Genomic DNA, 22,748 nt, shown 5'->3' on the forward strand with positions numbered 1-22,748 from the left:
TGCTTGTGTCAAGTTCCCGATCCGGCTATCACCACGGTGACCTCGCCCACGCCCTCGAGGCGGCGGCGATGCAGCTGCTCGCCGAGAAGCCCGCGGGGGAGATCAGCCTGCGCGAGGTCGCCCGCGCCGCCGACGTGAGCCATAACGCCCCGTACCACCACTTCTCCGACCGGCGCGGTCTGCTCAAGGTCCTCGCCGAGCGCAGCATGGCCGACCTGGTGGACGCGGTGCGCGGCGGGATCGGTCAGGCGCCGGACTCCGCATCCGCCGTGATCGAAGGCGGTGCCGCGTACATCCGCTACGCGGTCGAGCATCCGCACGGCTTCGACGTGATCTACGACCCGACGGTGTGCATCCCCGGTGAGCCGAGCGAGACCATGGCCCCCCTGATCGATGAACTCGAGCAGCTGCTGTCGGAGGCGTCCGTGGCCGCGGGCCTCGACGCGCAGAGCGTCACCGGAGTGTGGGGCCTCGTGCACGGACTCGGAACGCTGTGCGCCGCCGGGCATTTCTCGCTCGATGACGCGCTCGCCGCGAGCGCCGATGCGCTCGTCCGCATGCTGCCGCGCTGACCCTGACGAGGCCCGCGGAGGCGGAAACACAGGGTTCGTGCACGTTTTCCACAGGCGACATTTCGTAGATTGTCGGAATGCCCTATTCCGCTCACCGCCCAGGACGGTTCGATTCGCAGGGTCGGATCATCCTCGACAGCGACCCGAACGCTGACACGGACGACCTCGACTTCCTGCGCGCGTACGAGCCCACGGGCGCCGATCTGCCGCAACCGCAGCAGGCACCCGAGGTGCCCGATGCGCCGGAGCAGGAGCAGGATGCCGCGGCATCCGCCCGTCCCGTGCGTGAGCCCAAGCCCCGGCGTCAGCCGCGCGAGCGCGCACCGCGCGTGCCGGGTTCGCGTCTGCGCAAGCTCGCCATCCTCGGCGGAGCCGAGGGCGAGATCCTCGACCGCGTCCCCGGCGAGACCCCGCGCTTCGTGCAGATGTTCTTCGTGCTGGCCGGAACCGCACTGGTCTCGGCGATCTCCATGCTGTTCGCACTGACCACGGGCGTGCAGGCCGCGATCTGGCTGGCCGTGCCGCTGGCGGTCGTCTGGGCGCTCATCATCTTCAACCTCGATCGCTTCCTCACCTCGACCATGACGTCGACCCGCAACGTCTGGAAGCTCATCGGCCTCGCGATTCCACGTGTGATCATGGCCGCGATCATCGGCTTCGTCGTCGCCGAGCCGCTCGTGCTGCAGATCTTCCACAACGACATCGCGCGCGAGGTCGCCTCGACGAACATCACCCAGGCGCAGGCCGACCAGGATGCACTCGAGACCGGCCCCGAGAAGAAGGCGCTCGACGCCGCATCGGACCGCGTCGCCGAGCTCGAGAACCAGGCGGCGACCGGAATCGTCGCCGGCACCGACTCGTCGTCGGCGACCGAATCGGCCGCGCAGGCCACGGTCGACGACCTCACGGCCAAGATGACCGAGCAGCAGGCCGTGATCGACCAGGCCCGCGTCCTCTACCAGTGCGAGCTCACCGGCGAAGGTGCAGGCACGGTTCCCGGCTGCACCGGCGTGAACGGCGAGGGTGCGAGCTCGGATGCCGCCCAGGCCCAGCTCGCCGAGGCGCAGCAGACCTACGACGCGCTCGCCGCGCAGCTGCGCACCGCCAACGAAGAGCTGGCAGCCGCGGGCACCGCCGCGAAGGAGAACACCAGCACGTCGGAGTCGCAGAACCGTGAAGAGGCGCAGTCTCAGCTGCCCGCCGCGCGCGACAGCTATGACACCGCGCTCGCCGCGTACAACGCGCGCGCCGAATCGGTGGCATCCGGCAACGCCGGCGCGATCGGTCTGCTCAGCCAGATCAGCGCTCTGAACAGGCTCAGCGAGAAGGAGCCGACGATCCTGTGGGCGCACATCCTCATCGCCGCACTGTTCTTCATGATCGAGCTGCTGCCCGTGCTCGTGAAGGTGCTCACCTCCTACGGCGACCCGTCGCTCTACGAGAAGGCCGTCGCGATCCGCAAGCAGGTCGCGCTCGACAAGGTGACCGCCGAGGGGTTCCGCGACCGCGCGGCGATCGTCACCGTGCAGTCGCAGGGGATCCAGGCGGATGCCGGATCAGGCGAGCCGCAGACCCGCGCCGAGCGCAAGGAGGCCGCCCAGGCCGCCGAAGCGCGTGACGCGGCGCAGGAGCGCGAGCTCGCCGAGAAGCGCGCCCAGGCGCAGACGCTCGCCGAGCAGGAGCAGCTGGTCGAACCGCGCGTCTGATCCGGGCCCGGCGTCTGCCACGGCCGGTAGCGTTATGGCATGGTCAACTATCGCTATCTCGGCAACAGCGGTCTCAAGGTCTCTGAGATCACCTACGGCAACTGGGTCACGCACGCTTCGCAGGTCGGCGACGACGCCGCCGTCAAGACGGTGCACGCGGCGCTCGACGCCGGCATCACCACATTCGACACCGCAGACACCTACGCGAACACCGCGGCAGAGGTCGTGCTTGGCAAGGCGCTCGAGGGTCAGCGCCGCGAGGGTCTCGAGATCTTCACGAAGGTCTACTTCCCGACCGGCCCCAAGGGTCCGAACGACACCGGGCTGAGCCGCAAGCACATCCTCGAATCGATCAACGGCTCGCTGACGCGCCTCGGCACCGACTACGTCGACCTCTACCAGGCGCACCGCTTCGACTACGAGACCCCGCTCGAGGAGACGTTCCAGGCGTTCGCCGACGTCGTGCGCCAGGGCAAGGCCCTCTACATCGGCGTCTCGGAGTGGACGGCCGAGCAGCTGCGCGAGGGGCACGCCCTCGCGAAGCAGCTCGGCGTGCAGCTGATCTCGAACCAGCCGCAGTACTCGATGCTGCACCGTGTGATCGAGGGCAAGGTCGTGCCCGCATCGGAGGAGCTCGGCATCTCGCAGATCGTCTGGTCGCCGATGGCGCAGGGCGTGCTGTCGGGCAAGTACCTGCCGGGTCAGCCGGTTCCCGAGGGCTCCCGCGCGACGGATCCGCACAGCGGCTCCGACTTCATCAAGGGGTTCCTGCAGGACGACATCCTCACCGCCGTGCAGAAGCTCAAGCCGATCGCCGAGCAGGCCGGCCTGTCGATGCCGCAGCTCGCGATCGCCTGGGTGCTGCAGAACCCGAACGTCGCCGCAGCTCTCGTCGGGGCCTCGCGCCCCGAGCAGCTCGCCGAGACGGTCAAGGCCTCGGGAGTGACGCTCGACGCCGACACGCTCGCGGCGATCGACACCGCACTGGGCGACACGGTCAACCGCGATGCAGAGGCCACGTACTCGGTGTCGCCGAAGGCCCGCCTGGTCTGACGGATGCTTGACGAAGGCCGCCGTCCCTGAGAGGCGGCGGCCTTCGTCATGTCCGGATGCGCCTACTCCTTGACGGCGCCGGCGGTCAGGCCCTGCACGATCCAGCGGCTCGCGAGTGCGAACATCACCATGGTCGGCAGGATCGTCAGCACGGCTGCGGCGCTCATCGAGCCCCAGTCGATGTTGAAGGTCGAGATGAACCCGTTCAGCGCCGACGGCACGGTGCGGTTCTCGTCGGTGTTCATCAGCACGACCGACAGGAACAGCTCGTTCCAGCAGTTGACGAAGTTGAAGATGAAGGCCGCGATGATGCCCGGGGTCATCACCGGCACGAGCACCCGGAACAGCGCGCCGAAGCGCGAGCATCCGTCGATCATCGCCGCCTCTTCGAGCGCGTCCGGCACGTTCTCGAAGAAACCGCGCAGCATGACCGTGGAGAACGGGATGCAGACCGCGATGTACACGAGGATCAGGCCGGGCTTGGTGTCGACGAGGCCCAGGTCGGTCATCATCGAGTACAGCGGCCCCAGCGCGATGAACGCGGGGATCATCTGCGTGAGCAGGAACGCCACCAGCACCGTCCCCTTGCCGCGGAACTCGAAGCGCGCGATCACATAGGCGCTGAGCAGAGCGATGAGCGTCGCGACCGCACCCGCGATCGTCGCCACCAGAGCCGAGTTGCCGAGGAAGACCCCGAACGAGCTCTGCTCGAACAGGCTCACGTAGTTGTCGAGCGACGGCTCGCTGGGCCAGTACTCGATCGGGAAGGAGTTGATCGTTCCCGGCGACTTGAACGACGTCAGCGCGATCCAGTACAGCGGGAAGAGCGTGATGACGAGCCAGAGGGCGAGACCGACGACGCGCACGACGCCGCCGGCCGAGACCTTGCGCTTCGGACGCGGTGCCTTCGCGATGTCGGGGACGGTGAGACGCCGGGTCTCGGTGACCGTGGTTCCGGTGATGGTCATCGCTGGACCCTCCGCATCGCCATGAGGTAGAACGCGCAGAACACGAACAGGAACGCGACGACGATGAGTCCGATGGCGCTCGCGATGCCGTAGTTGCCCTGCTGCGTGTAGTTGATCATCCACGTCGTGATGATGTGGGTCTGGTTCGCCGGCCCGCCGTTGGTCATCGCGTAGATGATGTCGGGGAAGTTGAAGATCCAGATGATGCGCAGCAGGATCGTCAGCAGCAGCGTCATCGAGATGTACGGGATGATGATCGAGAACAGCTGACGCACCTTGCCTGCGCCGTCGAGGCTCGCGGCCTCGAGCATCTCATCGGGCACGGACTGCAGAGCCGCGAGGATCATGATCGCGAAGAAGGTCACGCCGTACCAGATGTTGGCGACGATGACCGCGAACATCGCGAGCTTCGGATCCGCCAGCCAGGGCAGCGGGGCGTCGATCAGGCCGGCCTTCATGAGCAGGTCGTTCACGACGCCGAACTCGGCGTTGAACATCCAGCGGAACAGCATCCCGATCAGGAAGCCCGAGACGGCCCACGGGAAGAACACGAGCGCCTGGTAGAGGCCGCGGAAGCGGAAGCGCTTGCGCAGGGCGAGCGCGATCAGGAAGCCGATCACGAGCTGAGGCACGAGCGAGCCGACGACCCACAGGACGGAGTTCCAGGCGACGATCGGGAAGGCGGGGTCCTGGAAGACGGTGACGAAGTTGTCGAAACCCACCCACGGGGTGGAGGTGAGATCCCACAGGTTCCAGTCGTGGAAGGCCATGCGTGCGCCCTGCAGCATCGGCCAGTAGGTGAACCAGCACACGAACACGATCGCCGGGGCCATGAAGGCCAGCAGCGTCAGCGCGTGGCGGCCACGGAAGGGGCGGCGCCGGCGGGATGCCGGGGAGGCCCCGCCGGCGGTGCCGACGGAGCCCCCTTCGAGAGTGGTCCGGGTCACGGATCAGCCCTTTTCCGCAGCGTACTTCTCGGTCCAGAAGGTGTCCCACGACTCGAGCAGCTCGGTGGTCGACATGTTGCCGAGCAGCACGTTCTGCACGTCCTGGTCGGACTTCTGGATCCACTCGGTCCACCAGCTGACGCCGCGAGGCTGCTTGACGTTGACGTAGGTCTCGGGATCCTCGGTCATCGTGACGTAGCTCGTCCACGGGCCCGAGGAGTAGAACTCGTCATCGGCTGCCTCGGAGATGATCGGCACGAGGCTGTTGGCCTGCGCGAACTCGGTGGCCGGCTCGGCCGACGAGAGGAACTCGACGAGCTTGACCGCGGCATCCTGGTGCTCGCTGTTCTCCGCGACGCCCCAGCCGGCGACGGCCAGCGGCTGCGCGGCCTTGCCCGACGGCCCGACGAGCAGCGGGGCGGTGTCCCACTGATCCTCGGTCAGAGAGGAGTCCTGCACGGTCGCGATGACCTCGGGGTCCTGCAGCAGGAACGCCGTGGTGCCGTTGGTGAAACCGGCGACCATCTCGGGGTAGCCCCACGACACGGCGGACGGCGGCGACGCCTCCTTGAAGAGGTCGAAGTAGTCGTCGACGGCTTCCTGCGCCTCGGGAGCGGCGAAGATCGTCGACCCGTCCTCCATCAGGAAGGCGTCATCGACGTCGAGGCCGTCGATCGTGTAGGCCTCGATAGCCGCGACCACATTGCTGTTCGCGTTCTGGCCACCGCGGAACGCGTAGCCGTAGATGTTGTTCGCGGGGTCCTGGATGGCGCTGGCCTGCTCGAGCAGATCCTTCCAGCTGTGCGGCGGGCCGTCGAAGCCCGCCTCCTCGACGAGGTCGGTGCGATAGAACAGCGAGAGGCCGTAGAAGCCGTACGGCACGAAGTAGCTCTTGCCGTCTGCGGCCACGGACGCCGACTGCGCGTTGTCGGTGAGGGCATCCCAGCCGTCCCACTTCTCGAGGTCGGCCGAGATGTCGTGCAGCCAGCCGTTGTTCGCGAACGGTCCGACGGTGATGTCGCGGACCTCGAGGACGTCGACGCCCTTGCCCGACTGCAGCATCTGCTGGATCTTCGCGTCGGCCTGCTCGGTGGGCGGCGAGACGAGCTTGACCTTGATGTCGGGGTTCTCCTTCTCGAAGTCGTCGAGGAGTCCGCGCAGCAGGTCGGTGCGGGCAGGATTGGTCAGGCTCTCGACCATCTGCAGGGTGACGGTGCCGTCGGCGGACTCGCCGCCGCCTGCGGAACAGCCGGTGAGCGCGAGTGCGGCGACGGTGCCGATTCCCGCGGCGGTCGTCAAGATTCTGTTCTTCTTCACGAGGTGCCTCTCAGTTGGTGATGGTGGTGGGTCGGGTGGTGGGTGGAGGGGTGGGTCGGGTCAGGAGACGATGATGGAGTCGGCGGTGCGGATGCCGGCACGGCGGAGGATCTGCGGGATGCAGCGCTCGACGAAGGCCTCGAAGTCGGACGCCTCTGTGTAGAGGTGCGCCGACAGGCGGAAGTAGCCGACGCCGCGGAAGCTGGTGAACGCGGTCTCGACGCCGGTCTCGTCGAGCAGGTCCATGCGCAGGGCATCGGCCTCTTCGCGGGTCGAGCCGAGTCCGAGCGGCAGACGCACGAGTCGCATCGACGGCACGGGCGAGGGCAACGGAGTGAGGGGGTCTTCGTCGCCGTAGGGGCGCAGGCCCTCGGCGATGATCTCGGCCCCGGCATCCGCCATCTGCGCCATCGCCTGACGGGCGTTGTGCCACCCGAACTCGGACTCGATGAACTCGATCGATGCCGGGGTGGCGAGGTAGGTCGTCGCGTCGATCGTGCCCTGGGTGTCGAAGCGCTCGGGGTAGGGCTCGTTCGCCGCCCACGAGTCGATGAGCGGCCACAGGTCGTCGCGGTCGGGGGCGTTGGTGACGAGCAGGGCGGAACCGCGCGGGGCGCAGGGCCACTTGTGCAGGTTGCCGAACCACCAGTCGCCGCCGGCGACCGCGGCGGCATCGGCGACGAGACCGGGAGCATGAGCGCCGTCGACGAGGGTGCGGATGCCCCGTTCCGCCGCGAGCTCGGCGATGCGCCGGGTCGGCAGCATCCGCGCGGTCGGCGAGGTGATCTGGTCGACCACGATCAGGCGGGTGGCCGGAGTGAGTGCGTCGGCGAAGCGCTGCACGACCTCGTCGTCGGAGGCGAGCAGCGGCAGCTCGACGGCGCGGACGGATGCTCCGAAGCGGCGGGCCAGGCGCTGCGCGCCCATGGTGATCGCTCCGTAGCCCTGGTCGGTGACGAGGATCTCGTCGCCGCGCTCGAGGTGCAGGGCGTTGTAGACGACGGTCGCAGCGGCGGAGGCGTTCGGGACGAAGACGCTGTCTTCGGCATGGGCGCCGAGGAACGGAGCCGTGCGCTCGCGAGCGTCGCGCACCCGCTCGGCGATGCGGGGGAACCACTCGACCGGGCTGAGGTCGGCGCGACGTCGCAGGGCATCCTGCTGCTCGACGACGGCCGTGGGAACCGCGCCGAACGAGCCGTGGTTCAGGTGGATCACGTCGGGATCGAGCGGCCACGCATCACGGGCTCGGATGCCGGAGTTCAGCGTGAGCGGTGCGGGGAAGAGTGGTGCGGGCATCGGTCCTCGTCGGTGCAGTGGGGGAGTTGTTGCACAACTTTGCCACACGGCTTTCGAAATGGCTACGAAAAGGCGAGGATGAAACATAGTTGTCATACGAATTTGACGAAGGGTCTGCGTCCGACAGACTCAGCAAGGGGATCGGGCGGTGTCAGGAGGATGACGATGAGCGCACTGGACACAGCGCTGCACGGGCTGCGTGCGCTGATCGCGGACGGCGAGCTGCGTCCCGGCGACCGTCTGCCGAGCGAGGGTGAGCTGTGCGAGACGCTCGGCGTCTCACGCGGATCGCTGCGCGAAGCCATCCGCATGCTGGCCGCCCTCGGTGTGCTCGAGACCCGGCACGGCTCGGGCAGCTACGTCAGCGAGCTGCGCGCCGCCGACCTGATCGGCAGCCTCTCTCTCACGGTCGGACTCCTGCCCATGGCCGGGGTGCTCGAACTGACGGAGCTTCGCCGGGTGCTCGAGCCCCACGCGGCTGCGCTCGCCGCGGCCCGCATCGACGCCGCCACGATCGAGACGCTCAGTGGCGTGCTCGATGAGATCGAGGCGAGCGACGACTTCGAGGACCACTCCCGCCTCGACCACGCCTTCCACATGACGATCTCGGAGGTCGCCGGCAACGACGCGCTCACGAGCCTGATCGACGTGCTGCGCTCTCGCTCGCGGGCCTATCGGATCCCGGATGCCGGCGACGCCGCCGAACTCAAGCTCCACTCGGATGCCGGGCACCGGGCGATCCTCCGCGGACTCGCGGCGGCGGACCCGGTCGCGGCGTCGGCTGCGGCATCCGCCCACGTGGCTCAGACCGAGTACTGGGTGCGCCGGTACACCGATACGGATCTGCGCGCCGAAGGATCGTCCGTCGAGTCGCCCTGAGTGACGACGATCGCCCTCTCATTTCTCCCGTTCTGCACAGTTCGCCTCGGTCTGCACAGGCGTGCGGTCGCCCCGTGGGCCGTGCGGGGCGCTGTGTGCGTATCGGGCGGAGGGGACGCTGCGGTCAGGCGAGGGTGATGTCGACCTGGATCTCCGTGGCGATGCGCTCGAGGTCGCGACGCAGGGCATCGATGTCGACCGACGACGGAACCCGTGCGATCACGGAGGCCTCGAACAGACGGCCGCCGGCCATCGCGGCATCCCGGGTCTCGGTCGCGAGCTCCTCGATGCTGAGTTCGTGCGCGTTCAGCACGTTCGAGACCTCGCGGACGATGCCGGATCGGTCGTTGCCCAGCACCCGGATCTCGAGTCGCTGCTCGTCCTCCGCGTCGTCATCAGGCGTTCCGGTGAGGACGGCGAGCGTCAGGAGCCCCTGTCCCTGAAGTCCGCGGAGCGCCGTCTGCAGCTCGTCGGAACGGTCGGCGGCGACCGAGACCTCGATCACTCCGGCGAAGGTGCCCGCGAGCTCGGCCAGCGAGCTGTTCTCCCAGTTTCCGCCGTGGGCATCGACGACATCGGCGACGGCTGCGACGAGTCCGGGGCGATCGGCACCCGCGACAGTGAGGATGAGAGTAGTCATGCGGCCAGCGTAGCCGGAGCGCCTCGGCCCGCGACGTGCCGTGACTCCGGAGAATGTGGCGGCTCGAACCCGAGGAAGCGTGTTCTCCCGGGTGACCTGCCCGGATCTCCGGAGTCATGGAAGCGGAACGAGGGTCAGTCGACCCAGACCCCGGTCTCGAGGAAGTGATCGAGGCGGGTGCGATGCGGGTCGAGGTCCCAGCCCTGCTCGGCGACCCACTCATCGTTGAAGTACGTGCCGGCGTAGCGGATGCCGCTGTCGCAGATGAGCGTGACGATGCTGCCGGTCTCGCCCGCCGCGCGCATGCGCGCGATCAGCTGGAATGCGCCGTACAGGTTGGTGCCGGTCGAACCTCCGGCCCAGTGCAGGGTGCGCTCGCGCAGCATCCGGATCGCGGCGATCGACCCCGCGTCGGGAACGCGGATCATCTCGTCGATCACGCTGGGCACGAACGAGGCCTCGACGCGCGGACGGCCGATGCCCTCGATGCGACTGGGGCGTCCGGCCGGCGCGTCGACGGTGCCCGCCCATCCGTCGTAGAACGCCGAACCCTCGGGGTCGACGACCGCGATCTGCGTCTCGTGGCGGCGGTACTTCACGTACCGGCCGAAGGTGGCGCTCGTGCCGCCGGTGCCTGCGCCCACGACGATCCAGCGGGGGATCGGGTGGCGTTCCTGCGACAGCTGGCTGAACACGCTCTCGGCGATGTTGTTGTTGCCGCGCCAGTCGGTCGCCCGCTCGGCGAACGTGAACTGGTCGAGGTAGTGGCCATGGCATTCGGAGGCCAGGCGCTGAGCCTCAGGAGACATGTCCTCGGCGCGGTCGACGAAGTGACAGCGTCCGCCGTAGAACTCGATGAGGTCGATCTTCTCCTGGCTGGTCGAGCGCGGTACGACGGTGACGAAGGGCAGCCCCAGCATCCGCGCGAAGTACGCCTCGGAGACGGCCGTCGATCCGCTGGACGACTCGACGAGAGTGGAGTCCTCGGTGATGCGTCCGTTGACGAGTCCGTACAGGATCAGCGAGCGCGCGAGACGGTGCTTGAGCGACCCGGTCGGATGCACCGACTCGTCTTTCAGGTACAGGTCGATGCCCCACTCGGGTGGCAGCGGGAAGAGGTGCAGATGGGTGTCGGCGCTGCGGTTGGCGTCGGCTTCCAGCAGGGCGATCGCGGTGCTGGTCCAGTCGCTCATGCTTCGAGCGTAACGCTCCTCTAGCGGGGCGTGTAGCCGCCCTCGCCCGTCTCGCCGTCGTACGTGAAGACCTCGTCCTCGAGGGTGATCTGGATGTCGTCGCCGAGGGGCTGCTCGGCGAGCAGACGCTCCTCGAGCATCGTCATGCGCTCCTCGTACTCCTGCGCCTGCGCATCGTCGACACCCCAGATGGTGGCGACCTTCATGTCGGTGAGGAAGTAGAGGAAGGCGGAGACGGCCGTGCGGTTGAACTCGGTGTCGGGGATGCTCTGCCAGAGCGCGCCGCTGTCGCGCAGGCGCTTGTACTCGTCGATCTTCGCCTGGAGCGCGTCGGCGATGGCGGAGGCATCGGCGTCGCCCGAGCCGTCGGAGTCCGGGTCGCCCTGCGGTGCCTCGGAAGGCGCTGCGGGCTCTTCCGTGACGCTCGTGGCCGGAGGCGCGGTCGCCGGTTCGGTGCGCGAGCTCAGCAGCAGGCTCACGGCCACCGCGATGCCCACGACGACGATCAGCACGAACGCCGCGACCGCTGCGATGACGATGCCGACGGTCCGTCCTGAACGCGGAGGAGGAGGCGCGGACGGGGAAGGATATGCGGCGCCGTAGGGAGGCGACGGCTGCCCCGGGTGCGGCGGCGGGTACGCGGCCATCTGCGGATGCTGCCCCGGCTGGGAGGCAGAGGCGTACGGCGGCAGCGGCGCGGGCGGCCCGGGGATCCCGCCCAGCGGCGGGGCCAGCGGGACGGAGGATCCGAGCTGTCCCGGCGCCGCGGCGGGCGGCGGAGGGATGACCGGGTCGGAGTCGGATGCCGGTGGATGCGCGTCGTCGACCATCGTGTCTTCCCCCCGATCGCATCGCCCCGTGCGATGCGTGCTCTCGTTCCAGGCTAGTCCGCGACCCGTGCTCGGCCGACCCACCTGTGAGTGGATGCCGCATGCGGATGCGGCTAGCGGACGGTGCCAGCGCGCGAGGTGCTGCCGTCGCCGTCGACGTGCAGCAGCGACGCCTGCGACTGCTCCTGCTGCAGCTGGAACTCGAAGCGCGAGCGGTCGCCGCGGTGGTGCGCCACGAAGTACTCGATCGGCGTGCCGTCGGAGGAACGGCTCACGCTGCGCAGTCGCAGCAGGGCGGAGCCGGCGCTCACCCCCAGATGCTGCGCCTGCTCGTGGGTCGCGACGGTGGCCTCGGCCGAGCGGACGCCGCTGGTCGCCACGATGTCGTGATCGGCGAGCAGGCGGTACAGGGACCGCTCCGAGAGGTCGACGCCGAGCGTGACTCCGCCGACGGCATCCGGCATCCAGGTGGTCGAGAGCGACCAGGGTTCGCCGTCGACGTGACGCAGACGGTCGAGCACCACGACCGGTGCGCCAGGGTCGACCTCGAGTGCCGCCGCGATCTCGTCGTCGGCGAGAGTCTGCTCGTGGCGCAGGACGTCGCTGTGCACGTGCCCGCCGCGGCGCTCGACGTCGTCGTAGAGGCCGATCAGCGTGTGCACCAGGCTCTCGCTCGTGCGGGGGCGCGACACGAACGTGCCCTTGCCCTTGACGCGTTCGACGAGCCCCTCGTGCTCGAGCTGGGCCAACGCCTGGCGCACCACGGTGCGCGAGATGCCGTACCGCTCGCAGAGGCGGTGCTCGCCGGGCAGCGGGTCGCCGGGCTGCAGGCCGTCTCTCGAGATGCCGTCGACGATCAGCTGACGCAGCTGGTCGTACATGGGCGCGGCGGAGTGGCGGTCGATCGTGTCGTTCATATCAGTACGCCACTCCCGCGTGCAGGATCACGTTCGCGTAGGGGGTGAACTCTCCCGAGCGCACGAACGCGCGCGCCGAGTGGGTCAGCTTCTTGAAGTCGACGTGCGGGATGAGCTCGATCTCGAAGTCCTGGTCGGCGAAGCGCTCGCGCAGCGCGGCCAGCACCTCGGGGCTCTTCTCGGCGACCTCGGCCGACACCGTCGCTCCCTCCACGACGAGCTCGGCGAGCACGGTGTCGAGCACGTCGAAGAAGGCCGGAGCGCCGGGACGATAGGCGAGGTCGATGCGCTCGGATCCGGGCGGGATGGGCAGGCCGGCATCGGTGACCACCAGCAGATCGGTGTGGCCGGTCTCGCTGATCACGCGCGAGAGTGCGGGGTTGATGGTCGTCGCTGTCTTGCGCATGATGTCTCCTCGGGGATGTCAGTGGGCTTCTCGGGCGGCCAGGAAGGCGTCGACCTCGGCCCGCAGCGGCAGGCTGGGCGACGCGCCCTGCTTCGTGACGGCGAGGGCTCCGGCGGCGGTCGCCAGGCGAACGGCATCCGTCAGCTCCCAGCCGTTGGCGAGGGCGGCGCCGAGATACCCGGCGTAGGCGTCGCCGGCCGCGGTGGTGTCGACGGCCTCGACCGGGAAGGGCGGGATGACGGATGCTCCCGCTGCGGTCACGACGCACGAGCCCTGACCCGCGAGCGTGATCACGGCGGCGCCGACGCCCCGGTCGAGGAACCAGCGTCCGGCGATCTCCGCCGACGCGGCATCCGTCACCTCGACGCCGCTGAGCACCGAGGCCTCGGTCTCGTTCGGGGTGACGATGTCGATGCTCGCCCACACGGCGTCATCCAGCGGAGCGGCGGGGGCGGGGTCGAGGATGACGGTCATGCCGTGCTCGCGTCCTCGTGACGTGATGTGCGCGGTGAGCGCCGAGGGCGTCTCGAGCTGGGTGAGCAGCACCGACGTGGTCGGCGCGAGGGCTTCGAGCGCCGCGTCGATCTGCTCGGTGCTGAGCGCGGCGTTGGCCAGAGGCACCATGACGATGTCGTTCTGCGCCGAGGCGTCGACGCGGATGTGCGCGATGCCCGTCGGCCCCGGCACCGTGCGGAGGTGCGTGAGGTCGACTCCGGCCTCGCTCAGCCCGTCGACGACGAGGTCGTGGAAGAGGTCGTCTCCCACGCATCCGACGAAGCTCGTGCGGGCCCCCGATCGTCCGGCGGCGACCGCCTGATTCGCGCCCTTGCCGCCGAGCATCAGGGTGAACTCGTCGCCGAGGATGGTCTCTCCGCGGGCGGGGAGCCTGGTCGAGAAGGTCGTCACGTCTGCGGTCACGCTGCCGACGATGACGACGCCGGTGCGATCGGGCGAGGTGGCGGCTGTCATGGCACTCCTGATCGTCGTCGATGCGGGGTGCTTTGACATCCTCCGCGGCTGTCATTACATTAGCCGAATCCGAACCTGTAACGACAGGTTGTGCACAAGGAGACCCGATGACCGCGCTGGCCCCCCGTCTCTATGTCGACAGCGCGGACGTCGACCGCGTCGCCTCGCTCCTCACCGCGGGCGTCGTGCACGGCGTGACGACCAACCCCACGATCCTCGAGCGCGGCGGCCGCACCGCCGCGGAGATCCCCGACCTCTACGCCCGCTGGTCGGACGAGGGCGCCCGCGAGATCTTCTTCCAGACGTGGGGCGGCGACACCGCATCCTTCCTCCGCAACGCCGAGGGCATCCGTGCGCTGGGCGATCGCGTGGCCGTGAAGGTGCCGGCGACCCGCGACGGCTTCGCCGCGGCATCCGCTCTGGTGCGCGACGGCGCGACCGTGCTCGTCACCGCCGTCTACTCGGTCGCACAGGCGCTGGCATGCGCCTCGATCGGGGCGCAGTACATCGCCCCCTACCTCGGACGGATGCGGGATGCCGGCATCGACGGGGATACGGTGATCGCCCGCATGCAGGAGGTGTGCGCGGGCAGCGACTCGAACGTGCTCGCGGCCAGCCTGCGATCACCCGACGACATCACCGGTCTGCGTCTCGCGGGGGTGCCGTACTTCACGGCGGCACCCGACGTGATCGAGCAGGTGCTGTTCCACGAGGTCAGCGACAGCTCCGCCGCCGAGTTCGACGCGGCGATGGGGCGGCTCGGGGCCTGAGTCGCGCTTCGGCGAGTGGGCCAGCGTCGGCCAGACGCGCCAGATTCGGCCCGACGTCACGGATACGGCCGAGCGAAGCGCATCTGGCCGAACGTGCCTGTCGGGGCCCGGACGACGAAAGCGTGCAGGGAAGGCTTGAGGGACGCGTGGCCGAGAAAAGGCGTCGCTGCGTCAGGCGGATGCCGCCTGGCGCAGCCACCGCTCGACGCCGGCGATGTGCGCCGTGGCCAGCGAGGTGGCGAGACCCGAATCGCGCCGGGCGATGGCGTCGGCGATCGCACGGTGCTCCGAGAGGGTGCGCTCGACCGCTCCGCCCTCGGTGAGACCACGCCACACGCGGGCGCGCACGGTCTGACTGCTCAGGTGCTCGATGAGGCTGGCGAGATAGGCGTTGCCGGCCATGCCGACGATCTCACGGTGGAAGCGGATGTCGTGCTCGACGAGCTCTTCGATGCTGACCGTCGGATCGATGGAGGCGACCTCGCTCTCGAGGCCGGCGATCGCGTCGTCGCTGCCGAGGGTGGCCGCGAGGCCGGTCGCCTGCGACTCCAGCATCCGTCGCACCGCGAAGATCTCGAGCATCGAGTCGTCGTCGTGCATGTCGACCACGAACGAGATCGCCTCGAGCAGCAGGTGGGGCTCCAGGCTGGTGACATAGGTGCCGTCACCGCGGCGCACGTCGAGCACCCGGATCACCTCGAGCGCCTTCACGGCCTCGCGCATCGAGTTGCGTGACAGGCCGAGCCGCTCGGACAGCTCCTTCTCGGGAGGGAGGCGATCGCCGGGGGCGAGTTCGCCCGACACGATCATCGCCTTGATCTTCTCGATCGCGTCGTCAGTCACTGCCATGGCGTCATCCTAGCCATTCATCGGATGTCTGCGGCAGGATGGGGGCATGCGCGTACTCGATTCGCACCTGCACCTCTGGGACCCCGAGCTTCTGCACTACACGTGGCTCGAGGGTCCGCTCGCCTGGCTGTTCGGTGCGACCGAGATCGAGCACGCCCGCATCGCCCGCGCGACGACCGAGCGCGCGGTGTTCGTGCAGGCCGAGACCATCGAAGACGACTTCCTCGAAGAAGTGCGGTGGGTGGCCGGGCTCGCGCCCCGCGTCGGGGTGGTCGGCATCGTCGCGGGGGCGCGTCTGGATCGCGGCACCGACACCACCGCGCACCTCGAAGGACTCGCCGCTGAGCCGCTCGTGGTCGGCGTGCGGCACAACCTGCAGGGCGAACCCGACGGACTGGCGGTCTCGGCAGACTTCGTCACCGGGGCGCGCGAGGTCGCGGCGCGCGGCTGGGCCTTCGACGCGTGCGTGCGCGCCGCGCAGCTGCCCGAGGTGGCCCGACTCGCGGGGGCGGTGCCCGAGCTGCGGATGGTGCTCGATCACCTCGGCAAGCCCGAGGTCGGCACGGCGAAGGCCCCGGTGGCGCCGACCATGGAATGGGTGCGCGATCTCGACGACCTGGCACGGCATCCGAATGTGTGGTGCAAGCTCTCGGGGCTGCCGGGAGAGGCCGGAGGCGACTGGTCGGCCGAGCAGCTGCATCCGTTCCTCGACGCCGCGGCCGATGCGTTCGGCGTCGAGCGGCTGATGTGGGGCAGTGACTGGCCGGTCTCGGTCATCGGACCCCCGGAGGAGGGCGACCCGTACGCGAACGTCGACGGATCGCCCATGTACCAGCCGACGGCTCGGATCAGATGGGCGGATGCGGTGATCGCCTGGGCCGAGCGCCGCGGGCACGACGTCGACGCGATCATGTGGACGAACGCCGAGGAGTTCTACCGGATCGGAGAGCGGCCGACGCATGAGGACTCTCGGGAGGAGCGGCCGCGCCGCGGCATCCTGGGTTGGCTGCGTGGCGGTCGCTCGTAGCGCCCACTGTCCGGGGCCGGGACCAGGACAGTGGGCGACGCGGCGGTCAGCCCCCGACGGGACGGAGCCGCAGCTGAGCCATGCCGCCGTCGACCTCGATGAACGTGCCCGTGGTCGAGCCCGCGGCGGGGCTCACCAGGTAGGCGACCGCCGCGGCGACCTCGTCGGGTGAGACCAGGCGGCCATGCGGCTGGCGGGCCTCGAGGGCGGCGCGCTCGGCGGCCGGGTCGTCGGCCGAGTCGAGCAGCCGGCCGACCCACGGGGTGTCGGCGGTGCCGGGGTTGACGGCGTTGACGCGGATGCCCTCGCGCAGGTGATCGGCGGCCATGGCACGGGTCAGAGCCGAGACGGCGCCCTTCGACGCGCTGTAGAGCGCGCGCTGGGGAAGGCCGGTGGTCGAGGCGATGGATGCCGTGTTGCAGACCGCCGCGCTCGGCGACTTCTTGAGCCACGGCAGCGCCGCCGACGTGACGCGGGCGATGCCCGTGACGTTGATCGAGAGCACACGCGCCCACTCGTCGTCGTCGTTGGCGCTGATGTCGCCCTGGGCGCCGACCCCGGCGTTGTTCACGACGATGTCGATGCGCCCGAACCTCTCGGCGACGGCGGCCACGGCGGCATCGACCGATGCACGGTCCGACACGTCGGCCGTGAAAGCGGCGAAGGCGGCATCCGCTCCTGAGGTGTCGCGGTCGAGCACCGCGATCTGCGCGCCGTCGGCGTGCAGGCGGGCGGCGATGGCCGCTCCGATCCCGGATGCTCCGCCGGTCACGATCGCGACGAGTCCGTCGAGTGCGCTGCTCACTTCTGTGCCTCCCATGCCACGAACTCCTGGCGCTGATGCCCGAGTCCTTCGATCTCGATGTCGACCACGTCGCCCGCCGTCAGATAGGGGAACTTGCCCCCGAAGGCCACGCCCTGGGGAGTGCCCGTGAGGATCAGATCGCCCGGCTCGAGCGTGACGTACTGCGACAGGTGGTGCACGATCACGCGCACGTCGAAGATCATGTCGTCGGTGTTCGAATCCTGACGCGCTTCGCCGTTCACCCAGCTGCGCAGCCGCAGGTCGTCGACGTCGACCTCGTCGGGTGTCACCAGCCAGGGGCCGGTCGGGTTGAAACCGGGGGCGATCTTGCCCTTCGACCACTGCCCGCCCGAGACCTCCATCTGGAAGGCGCGCTCCGAGACGTCGTTCGCCACCACGTAGCCGGCGATGTGGGCGTCGGCGTCGTCGGGCGAATCGAGGTAGGCGGCGCGGGCGCCGATCACGATGCCGAGCTCGACCTCCCAGTCGGTCTTCTCGCTGCCGCGGGGGATCGTGACCGCATCGTTCGGGCCGACCACCGTGTTCGGCGTCTTCAGGAACATGATCGGGACGGTCGGCGGCTCGGAGCCGGACTCGCGGGCGTGCGCCGCGTAGTTCTGGCCGATGCAGATGACGGCGCTCGGGCGGGCGATCGGCGCGCCGATGCGCATCGCCGCGGCATCCCCGAGAACCGGCAGTTCGTCGGCGGCACGGGCCGCAGCGACGCGAGCCCGGAAATCACCGGCGAGGAAATCACCGTTCACATCGGATGTCACAGAGCGCAGATCGAGGTAGCGGTCGCCTTCGACGAGGACGGGGATCTCGGCGCCGGGGGTGCCTAGCCGTGCGAACTTCATGTCTCTCCTGCTCAGTGAGGTGTCCGTGGGTGACGAGGCGCGTCAGTGCGGCCCGTCTCGTTGACAGTATAGACATCCGATGTTTACACTCCAAGAGATCTGCACGGATATCCGTCCCGTGCACGAGAGGAACCCGTGAGCCGCATCGTCGCCCTCGACACGACCGACATCCGCTTCCCGACATCGCTGAGTCTGGACGGATCGGATGCCATGAATCCCGACCCCGACTACTCGGCGGCATACGTGATCGTGCGCACGGATGCCGAGGACGGCATCGACGGCCACGCGTTCGTCTTCACGATCGGGCGCGGCAACGATGTGCAGGTCGCCGCGATCGACGCGCTCGCCGGGCACCTCGTCGGTCGCGAGATCGAGCCGTTGCTCGACGACATGGGCACGACGTTCCGCGACATCATCGGCGACTCGCAGCTGCGCTGGCTCGGCCCCGAGAAGGGCGTCATGCACATGGCCATCGGCGCGGTCATCAACGCGCTGTGGGACATCAAGGCCAAGCGGGCCGGGCTGCCGCTGTGGCAGCTGCTCGCGCGGATGACGCCCGAGGAGCTCGTGGGCCTCGTCGACTTCCGCTACCTCACCAATGCGCTGACGCCCGAGGACGCCCTCGAGATCCTGCGCGCCGCCGAGCCGGGACGCCTCGAGCGCGAACGGGAACTGCTCGCCACCGGATACCCCGGCTACACGACCAGCCCCGGATGGCTCGGATACTCCGACGAGAAGCTCGAGCGGCTCGCCCGCGAGGCGATGGCCGACGGCTTCACCCAGATCAAGCTCAAGGTCGGCGCCGACCTCGACGACGACATCCGCCGTTTCCGCAAGGCCCGCGAGGTGTGCGGACCGGACTTCCCCATCGCGATCGACGCCAACCAGCGGTGGGAGGTGTCGGAGGCGATCGAATGGATAGGCGCGCTCGCCGAGTTCCACCCCGCCTGGATCGAAGAGCCCACGAGCCCCGACGACGTGCTCGGTCACGCCGAGATCGCCAGGGGGGTGGCACCCATCCGCGTCGCCACCGGCGAGCACGCCCAGAACCGCGTCATCTTCAAGCAGCTGCTGCAGGCCGAGGCGATCTCGGTCATGCAGATCGACGCCGTGCGCGTCGCGGGTGTCAACGAGAACATCGCCAACCTGCTGCTGGCCGCGAAGTTCGGTGTGCCGGTCTGCCCGCATGCCGGTGGCGTCGGGCTGTGCGAAGCCGTGCAGCACCTCTCGATGTTCGACTTCGTCGCCGTCACCGGCACCCGCGAAGGGCGGATGATCGAATTCGTCGACCACCTGCACGAGCACTTCGTGATCCCCACCGACATCCAGGGCGGGTCGTACATGGCACCCACGGTGCCCGGATCCGGCATGGAGATGAAGGCCGAGAGCATCGCCGCGTACACGTGGACGGGGCAGCATGTCGGAGTCTGATGCTCTGGCGGTTCCGCCCCTCGGATACGGGGCCGCGAACGTCGGCAACCTCTTCCGCGCGCTGAGCGATGACGAGGCGTGGGCGGTGCTCGATGCGGCGTGGGACAGCGGCATCCGCTACTTCGACACCGCTCCGCATTACGGGCTCGGGCTCTCGGAGCGTCGTCTCGGGGCGTTCCTGCAGACCAAACCGCGCGACGAGTACGTGCTGTCGACCAAGGTCGGGCGCCTGCTGCGACCGAACCCCGACCACGACGGCGGCCTCGACACCGCGAACGACTTCCATGTTCCCGACGATCTGCAGCGCGTGTGGGACTTCTCGGCTGAGGGGATACGCACCAGTCTCGATGAGTCCCGCGAACGTCTCGGGATCGAGCGCATCGACCTGCTCTACCTGCACGACCCCGAGCGGCATGACCTGGATCTCGCGCTCGCCGAGGCGCTGCCGGCGCTCGAGCAGCTGCGTCGCGACGGCGAGGTGACTGCCGTCGGCATCGGCTCGATGGTGTCGGATGCGCTCGCCGCCTCCGTGCGGTCGGCCGACCTCGACCTGGTCATGGTCGCGGGCAGATACACGCTGCTCGAACAGCCGGCGGCGGCCGAGGTGCTGCCGGCGTGCCGAGAGACCGGGACAGGGATCGTCGCGGCATCCGTCTTCAACTCCGGGCTGCTGGCATCGAACGAACCTCGCCGCGACGGGCGATACGAGTACGGGCAGCTTCCCGACGAGCTGTGGGAACGGCTGCTGCGCATCGCACGGGTGTGCGCCGAGCACGACGTGCCGCTGCCCGCCGCCGCGATCCAGTTCCCGCTGCAGTCAGACGTGGTGCGCTCGGTGGTGGTCGGAGGAAGCCGGCCAGGGCAGTTGACGCAGAATGCCGAGTATGCGGCGCTCGAGATTCCTGGCGCGCTGTGGAACGAGCTCGCCGCAGAGGGGCTGATCCCGGGCTGAGCCGGACGTCGCGCGTTCACAATTCAGCATAGGTCTGCGCTGGTGGGCGGTCTGCGGCTTCGGCGGCGGCATCAGTGCGGGTTCGTGCTGAATTGTGAACCGGGCCTGCGCCATAACTCCGCGACGGCGGAGACGAGGCTCAGCGGCCGACGGTCGACTCGCGCACCACGAGCTCGGCGGCGAACGGTGTGGGAGCGGGGAGGTCGGCCGTGGGGTCGGTGAGCTGGCGGATGAGTGCCGCGCCCGCCGCCCGGCCGATCTCGTACCCGGGCTGCCGCACGCTCGTCAGCGGCACGACGCTCTGGTGGGCCTGCGCGACGTCGTCGAAGCCGACCAGCGCGATCTCCTCGGGCACGCGGATGCCCTGGCGCAGCAGCTGGGTGAGCACGCCGATCGCCACCATGTCGTTGGCGGCGAAGATCGCGTCGGGGCGTTCGGTGGCAGGCATCTCGGCGATCCGCGCGCCGACGTCGAGGCCGTCCTCGGTCGTCAGGTGCGGCACGTCGATCACATCGGCCGTCGCCCCGGCCGCGGTGACGGCATCGCGCAGCCCGAGGAGGCGGTCGTTCGACTGGCTGACGCTCGGCGCCCCCAGGAAGAGGATGCGGCGGCGGCCGAGCGACAGCAGGTGCTCGCCCGCCAGCCGTCCGCCGCCGCGGTCGTCGAACAGCACCGAACCGACGGTCGGCGAATCGGGGATGGGGCCGACGACGACCGAGCGGATGCCGCGATCGGCGAGCTGCTCGAGCCGGGGCACCACGTCTTCGAGCGGGTAGATGACGATGCCCTGCACGCGGTGCGCCTCGAACATGTCGATGTTCCCGCGTTCGGTGTCGGCGTCGCGGTTGCTGTTGCTGAAGAACAGCGACCAGCCGCCCTCGCGGGCCACGTCTTCGACCCCGCGCGAGAGCTCGTGGAAGTACGGCAGCCAGGCGTCGAGAAGAATCAGCGCCAGCGCCTTGCTGGAGCCGGCTCGCAGTTGACGGGCGGATTCGTTGGGCACGTAGCCGAGCTGCGCGATCGCCTCCCTCACCTTCGCCGCGCTCGATTCGCCGAGCACATGCGGGTGGTTGAGGTAGTTCGAGACGGTCGAGGAGGACACCCCGGCGAGAGCGGCGACGTCTTTGACGCTGGCGGGCATGGAGCTCCTGTCGACTGCGCGTCGACGCAGGACGGTCGGCGGCGAGTCCAGAGTAGCTCAGCGATTGCAACGTGCCAAGAAAGTTCTTGACACCGCATCCCCGACCCGCGTACGGTGACCTGAACGCAGAGTTGCAACGTGCCAATCCTGCCGAGGCGAAGGTGCCGCACACCCGTCTCCGAGAGGTCTCATGAACATCGGATGCCACGGGCTCGTCTGGACCGGACACTTCGATGCCGACGGCATCCGTCTCTCCGTCGAGAAGACGAAGGCGGCCGGATTCGACCTGATCGAGTTCCCGCTGATGGACCCGTTCTCGTTCGACGTCACCGCGGCGAAGGACGCGCTCGAAGAGCACGATCTCGCCGTCAGCGCCTCGCTCGGACTCTCGGGAGCGACCGACGTGACGAGCTCCGACCCGGCTGTCGTGGCCGCGGGAGAGGCGCTGCTGCTCAGGGCGGTCGACGTGCTCGCGGACCTCGGCGGCCAGCACTTCTGCGGCGTGATCTACAGTGCGATGCAGAAGTACATGGACCCGGTGACGGCCGAGGGGCTGGAGAGCAGTCGGCAAACGATCGCCCGCGTCGCCGACCATGCCGCAGAGCGCGGCATCTCGGTCTCGCTCGAGGTCGTGAACCGCTACGAGACGAACGTGCTGAACACCGCACGGCAGGCGCTCGCCTACCTCGCCGAGGTCGATCGGCCGAACCTCGGCATCCACCTCGACACGTACCACATGAACATCGAGGAGTCGGATATGTTCGCGCCGGTCCTCGACGCGGCTCCGGCCCTGCGCTACGTGCACATCGGGGAGAGCCACCGCGGCTATCTCGGCACCGGCACCGTCGACTTCGACAACTTCTTCAAGGCGCTGGGCCGCATCGGCTACGACGGTCCGATCGTGTTCGAGTCGTTCTCGTCAGCCGTCGTCGCCCCCGATCTCAGCCGCATGCTCGGCATCTGGCGCAACCTGTGGACCGACAACGTCGAGCTCGGAGCGCACGCCAACGCCTACATCCGCGACAAGCTCGTCGCGGTCGACTCGATCCGGCTGCACTGAGCCGGGCCGTCGCCTCGATCCGCCGACCTGTTGCCAACTTGTTATTACAGGTCTTCCCATCCGAAGAAGTCTTAGTTACATTTAGATACAACTTGCGCAGGGTGGGGCGTAAGACGCAGAATTGATCCGATGTTTCCGGACCCGACCGGAATATCGCATCACG

At 68.9% G+C, this 22,748-nt stretch carries 23 protein-coding genes; 9 read left to right on the top strand and 14 right to left on the bottom strand.

Going from position 1 to position 22,748, the window contains the following annotated elements; translation table 11 throughout:
* The first annotated feature begins 5 nt into the window (after nucleotides 1-5).
* The 3 genes from AB0P11_RS14395 (at nucleotide 6) to AB0P11_RS14405 (ending at nucleotide 3,331) form a co-directional block, all read left to right on the top strand.
* Nucleotides 6-572, top strand: coding sequence for a TetR/AcrR family transcriptional regulator (locus AB0P11_RS14395; protein WP_363522623.1), 567 nt, complete (start codon nucleotides 6-8; stop codon nucleotides 570-572).
* Nucleotides 573-649: 77 nt separating this feature from the next.
* On the top strand, nucleotides 650-2,278 hold the full coding sequence (locus tag AB0P11_RS14400; RefSeq protein ID WP_363522625.1) for a DUF4407 domain-containing protein: 1,629 nt from the start codon (nucleotides 650-652) through the stop codon (nucleotides 2,276-2,278).
* Nucleotides 2,279-2,317: 39 nt separating this feature from the next.
* Nucleotides 2,318-3,331 (top strand): aldo/keto reductase family protein, encoded by a 1,014-nt coding sequence (locus AB0P11_RS14405; protein ID WP_053097972.1) that lies wholly within the window; start codon nucleotides 2,318-2,320, stop codon nucleotides 3,329-3,331.
* A 62-nt stretch (nucleotides 3,332-3,393) separates the two neighbouring features.
* Here AB0P11_RS14405 and AB0P11_RS14410 read toward each other — a convergent pair whose 3' ends face one another.
* From AB0P11_RS14410 to AB0P11_RS14425, 4 genes are read right to left on the bottom strand one after another with little or no spacing between them, the layout of a single operon-like run.
* On the bottom strand, nucleotides 3,394-4,299 hold the full coding sequence (locus AB0P11_RS14410) for a carbohydrate ABC transporter permease (RefSeq protein WP_200955193.1): 906 nt from the start codon (nucleotides 4,297-4,299) through the stop codon (nucleotides 3,394-3,396).
* Nucleotides 4,296-5,246, bottom strand: coding sequence for a sugar ABC transporter permease (locus AB0P11_RS14415; protein ID WP_053097971.1), 951 nt, complete (start codon nucleotides 5,244-5,246; stop codon nucleotides 4,296-4,298). Before AB0P11_RS14415 ends, AB0P11_RS14410 begins: the two co-directional genes overlap by 4 nt.
* A gap of 3 nt (nucleotides 5,247-5,249) precedes the next feature.
* Entirely contained in the window at nucleotides 5,250-6,563 is a 1,314-nt protein-coding gene (locus AB0P11_RS14420) for a sugar ABC transporter substrate-binding protein (protein ID WP_053097970.1), read from the bottom strand.
* A gap of 60 nt (nucleotides 6,564-6,623) precedes the next feature.
* Nucleotides 6,624-7,859 carry an aminotransferase class V-fold PLP-dependent enzyme gene (locus tag AB0P11_RS14425; protein WP_053097969.1) on the bottom strand — a complete coding sequence of 412 codons (1,236 nt, stop codon included), beginning with the start codon at nucleotides 7,857-7,859 and terminating at the stop codon, nucleotides 6,624-6,626.
* Nucleotides 7,860-8,024: 165 nt separating this feature from the next.
* Between AB0P11_RS14425 and AB0P11_RS14430 the strand changes: the two genes are divergently transcribed.
* Nucleotides 8,025-8,738, top strand: coding sequence for an FCD domain-containing protein (locus tag AB0P11_RS14430; RefSeq protein WP_053099265.1), 714 nt, complete (start codon nucleotides 8,025-8,027; stop codon nucleotides 8,736-8,738).
* 124 nt (nucleotides 8,739-8,862) lie between these two features.
* Here AB0P11_RS14430 and AB0P11_RS14435 read toward each other — a convergent pair whose 3' ends face one another.
* From AB0P11_RS14435 to AB0P11_RS14460, 6 genes are all read right to left on the bottom strand, one after another.
* Nucleotides 8,863-9,378 (bottom strand): ACT domain-containing protein, encoded by a 516-nt coding sequence (locus AB0P11_RS14435; RefSeq protein WP_053097968.1) that lies wholly within the window; start codon nucleotides 9,376-9,378, stop codon nucleotides 8,863-8,865.
* Nucleotides 9,379-9,512: 134 nt separating this feature from the next.
* Nucleotides 9,513-10,571, bottom strand: a complete 1,059-nt coding sequence (locus tag AB0P11_RS14440; RefSeq protein ID WP_072591991.1) for a PLP-dependent cysteine synthase family protein — start codon at nucleotides 10,569-10,571, stop codon at nucleotides 9,513-9,515.
* Between the two features lie 20 nt (nucleotides 10,572-10,591).
* Nucleotides 10,592-11,401, bottom strand: coding sequence for a hypothetical protein (locus tag AB0P11_RS14445; RefSeq protein WP_363522630.1), 810 nt, complete (start codon nucleotides 11,399-11,401; stop codon nucleotides 10,592-10,594).
* Between the two features lie 113 nt (nucleotides 11,402-11,514).
* On the bottom strand, nucleotides 11,515-12,318 hold the full coding sequence (locus AB0P11_RS14450; protein ID WP_053097965.1) for a GntR family transcriptional regulator: 804 nt from the start codon (nucleotides 12,316-12,318) through the stop codon (nucleotides 11,515-11,517).
* A 1-nt stretch (nucleotide 12,319) separates the two neighbouring features.
* The gene (gene rbsD / locus AB0P11_RS14455; protein WP_053097964.1) at nucleotides 12,320-12,724 is read right to left on the bottom strand and encodes a D-ribose pyranase; all 405 of its coding nucleotides are present in this window, start codon (nucleotides 12,722-12,724) and stop codon (nucleotides 12,320-12,322) included.
* Nucleotides 12,725-12,742: 18 nt separating this feature from the next.
* Nucleotides 12,743-13,693 carry a ribokinase gene (locus AB0P11_RS14460; RefSeq protein WP_053097963.1) on the bottom strand — a complete coding sequence of 317 codons (951 nt, stop codon included), beginning with the start codon at nucleotides 13,691-13,693 and terminating at the stop codon, nucleotides 12,743-12,745.
* Nucleotides 13,694-13,800: 107 nt separating this feature from the next.
* Here AB0P11_RS14460 and AB0P11_RS14465 point away from each other — a divergent pair, with 107 nt between their 5' ends.
* Entirely contained in the window at nucleotides 13,801-14,463 is a 663-nt protein-coding gene (locus AB0P11_RS14465) for a transaldolase family protein (protein WP_363522633.1), read from the top strand.
* 171 nt (nucleotides 14,464-14,634) lie between these two features.
* On the opposite strand, the gene AB0P11_RS14470 is transcribed toward AB0P11_RS14465, so the two are convergent.
* Nucleotides 14,635-15,312 (bottom strand): FadR/GntR family transcriptional regulator, encoded by a 678-nt coding sequence (locus AB0P11_RS14470; RefSeq protein ID WP_053097960.1) that lies wholly within the window; start codon nucleotides 15,310-15,312, stop codon nucleotides 14,635-14,637.
* A gap of 46 nt (nucleotides 15,313-15,358) precedes the next feature.
* Here AB0P11_RS14470 and AB0P11_RS14475 point away from each other — a divergent pair, with 46 nt between their 5' ends.
* Entirely contained in the window at nucleotides 15,359-16,339 is a 981-nt protein-coding gene (locus tag AB0P11_RS14475; protein WP_363522635.1) for an amidohydrolase family protein, read from the top strand.
* Nucleotides 16,340-16,385: 46 nt separating this feature from the next.
* Here the strand turns inward: AB0P11_RS14475 and AB0P11_RS14480 are convergent, their stop codons facing one another.
* Both AB0P11_RS14480 and AB0P11_RS14485 read right to left on the bottom strand, forming a co-directional pair.
* Complete coding sequence (locus AB0P11_RS14480) at nucleotides 16,386-17,159, bottom strand: SDR family oxidoreductase (protein WP_053097956.1); 774 nt, start codon at nucleotides 17,157-17,159, stop codon at nucleotides 16,386-16,388.
* A complete protein-coding gene (locus tag AB0P11_RS14485; RefSeq protein WP_363522638.1) occupies nucleotides 17,141-18,001 on the bottom strand; it encodes a fumarylacetoacetate hydrolase family protein in 861 nt (286 codons plus the stop codon). The genes AB0P11_RS14480 and AB0P11_RS14485 overlap by 19 nt, the downstream gene beginning before the upstream one ends.
* A 135-nt stretch (nucleotides 18,002-18,136) precedes the next feature.
* On the opposite strand from AB0P11_RS14485, the gene AB0P11_RS14490 reads away from it, so the two are divergent.
* Both AB0P11_RS14490 and AB0P11_RS14495 read left to right on the top strand, forming a co-directional pair.
* On the top strand, nucleotides 18,137-19,432 hold the full coding sequence (locus tag AB0P11_RS14490) for an L-fuconate dehydratase (RefSeq protein WP_072591986.1): 1,296 nt from the start codon (nucleotides 18,137-18,139) through the stop codon (nucleotides 19,430-19,432).
* Nucleotides 19,419-20,384, top strand: coding sequence for an aldo/keto reductase (locus AB0P11_RS14495; RefSeq protein ID WP_056280528.1), 966 nt, complete (start codon nucleotides 19,419-19,421; stop codon nucleotides 20,382-20,384). Before AB0P11_RS14490 ends, AB0P11_RS14495 begins: the two co-directional genes overlap by 14 nt.
* A 139-nt stretch (nucleotides 20,385-20,523) precedes the next feature.
* Here the strand turns inward: AB0P11_RS14495 and AB0P11_RS14500 are convergent, their stop codons facing one another.
* Nucleotides 20,524-21,525 carry a LacI family DNA-binding transcriptional regulator gene (locus AB0P11_RS14500; RefSeq protein WP_363522641.1) on the bottom strand — a complete coding sequence of 334 codons (1,002 nt, stop codon included), beginning with the start codon at nucleotides 21,523-21,525 and terminating at the stop codon, nucleotides 20,524-20,526.
* Between the two features lie 190 nt (nucleotides 21,526-21,715).
* On the opposite strand from AB0P11_RS14500, the gene AB0P11_RS14505 reads away from it, so the two are divergent.
* The gene (locus AB0P11_RS14505; protein WP_285363407.1) at nucleotides 21,716-22,585 is read left to right on the top strand and encodes a sugar phosphate isomerase/epimerase family protein; all 870 of its coding nucleotides are present in this window, start codon (nucleotides 21,716-21,718) and stop codon (nucleotides 22,583-22,585) included.
* Nucleotides 22,586-22,748: the final 163 nt, after the last annotated feature.

It is taken from the genome of Microbacterium sp. NPDC079176, assembly GCF_040686675.1.
GTDB lineage: Bacteria > Actinomycetota > Actinomycetes > Actinomycetales > Microbacteriaceae > Microbacterium.

Bases quoted from the DNA above. Each gene is read 5' to 3' on its own strand.
- AB0P11_RS14400 (WP_363522625.1), top strand. From the start codon at position 650: ATGCCCTATTCCGCTCACCGCCCAGGACGGTTCGATTCGCAGGGTCGG.
- AB0P11_RS14405 (WP_053097972.1), top strand. From the start codon at position 2,318: ATGGTCAACTATCGCTATCTCGGCAACAGCGGTCTCAAGGTCTCTGAG.
- AB0P11_RS14410 (WP_200955193.1), bottom strand. From the start codon at position 4,299: ATGACCATCACCGGAACCACGGTCACCGAGACCCGGCGTCTCACCGTC.
- AB0P11_RS14425 (WP_053097969.1), bottom strand. From the start codon at position 7,859: ATGCCCGCACCACTCTTCCCCGCACCGCTCACGCTGAACTCCGGCATC.
- AB0P11_RS14430 (WP_053099265.1), top strand. From the start codon at position 8,025: ATGAGCGCACTGGACACAGCGCTGCACGGGCTGCGTGCGCTGATCGCG.
- AB0P11_RS14435 (WP_053097968.1), bottom strand. From the start codon at position 9,378: ATGACTACTCTCATCCTCACTGTCGCGGGTGCCGATCGCCCCGGACTC.
- AB0P11_RS14440 (WP_072591991.1), bottom strand. From the start codon at position 10,571: ATGAGCGACTGGACCAGCACCGCGATCGCCCTGCTGGAAGCCGACGCC.
- AB0P11_RS14445 (WP_363522630.1), bottom strand. From the start codon at position 11,401: ATGGTCGACGACGCGCATCCACCGGCATCCGACTCCGACCCGGTCATC.
- AB0P11_RS14450 (WP_053097965.1), bottom strand. From the start codon at position 12,318: ATGAACGACACGATCGACCGCCACTCCGCCGCGCCCATGTACGACCAG.
- rbsD (WP_053097964.1), bottom strand. From the start codon at position 12,724: ATGCGCAAGACAGCGACGACCATCAACCCCGCACTCTCGCGCGTGATC.
- AB0P11_RS14460 (WP_053097963.1), bottom strand. From the start codon at position 13,693: ATGACAGCCGCCACCTCGCCCGATCGCACCGGCGTCGTCATCGTCGGC.
- AB0P11_RS14465 (WP_363522633.1), top strand. From the start codon at position 13,801: ATGACCGCGCTGGCCCCCCGTCTCTATGTCGACAGCGCGGACGTCGAC.
- AB0P11_RS14470 (WP_053097960.1), bottom strand. From the start codon at position 15,312: ATGGCAGTGACTGACGACGCGATCGAGAAGATCAAGGCGATGATCGTG.
- AB0P11_RS14475 (WP_363522635.1), top strand. From the start codon at position 15,359: ATGCGCGTACTCGATTCGCACCTGCACCTCTGGGACCCCGAGCTTCTG.
- AB0P11_RS14480 (WP_053097956.1), bottom strand. From the start codon at position 17,159: ATGGGAGGCACAGAAGTGAGCAGCGCACTCGACGGACTCGTCGCGATC.
- AB0P11_RS14485 (WP_363522638.1), bottom strand. From the start codon at position 18,001: ATGAAGTTCGCACGGCTAGGCACCCCCGGCGCCGAGATCCCCGTCCTC.
- AB0P11_RS14495 (WP_056280528.1), top strand. From the start codon at position 19,419: ATGTCGGAGTCTGATGCTCTGGCGGTTCCGCCCCTCGGATACGGGGCC.
- AB0P11_RS14500 (WP_363522641.1), bottom strand. From the start codon at position 21,525: ATGCCCGCCAGCGTCAAAGACGTCGCCGCTCTCGCCGGGGTGTCCTCC.
- AB0P11_RS14505 (WP_285363407.1), top strand. From the start codon at position 21,716: ATGAACATCGGATGCCACGGGCTCGTCTGGACCGGACACTTCGATGCC.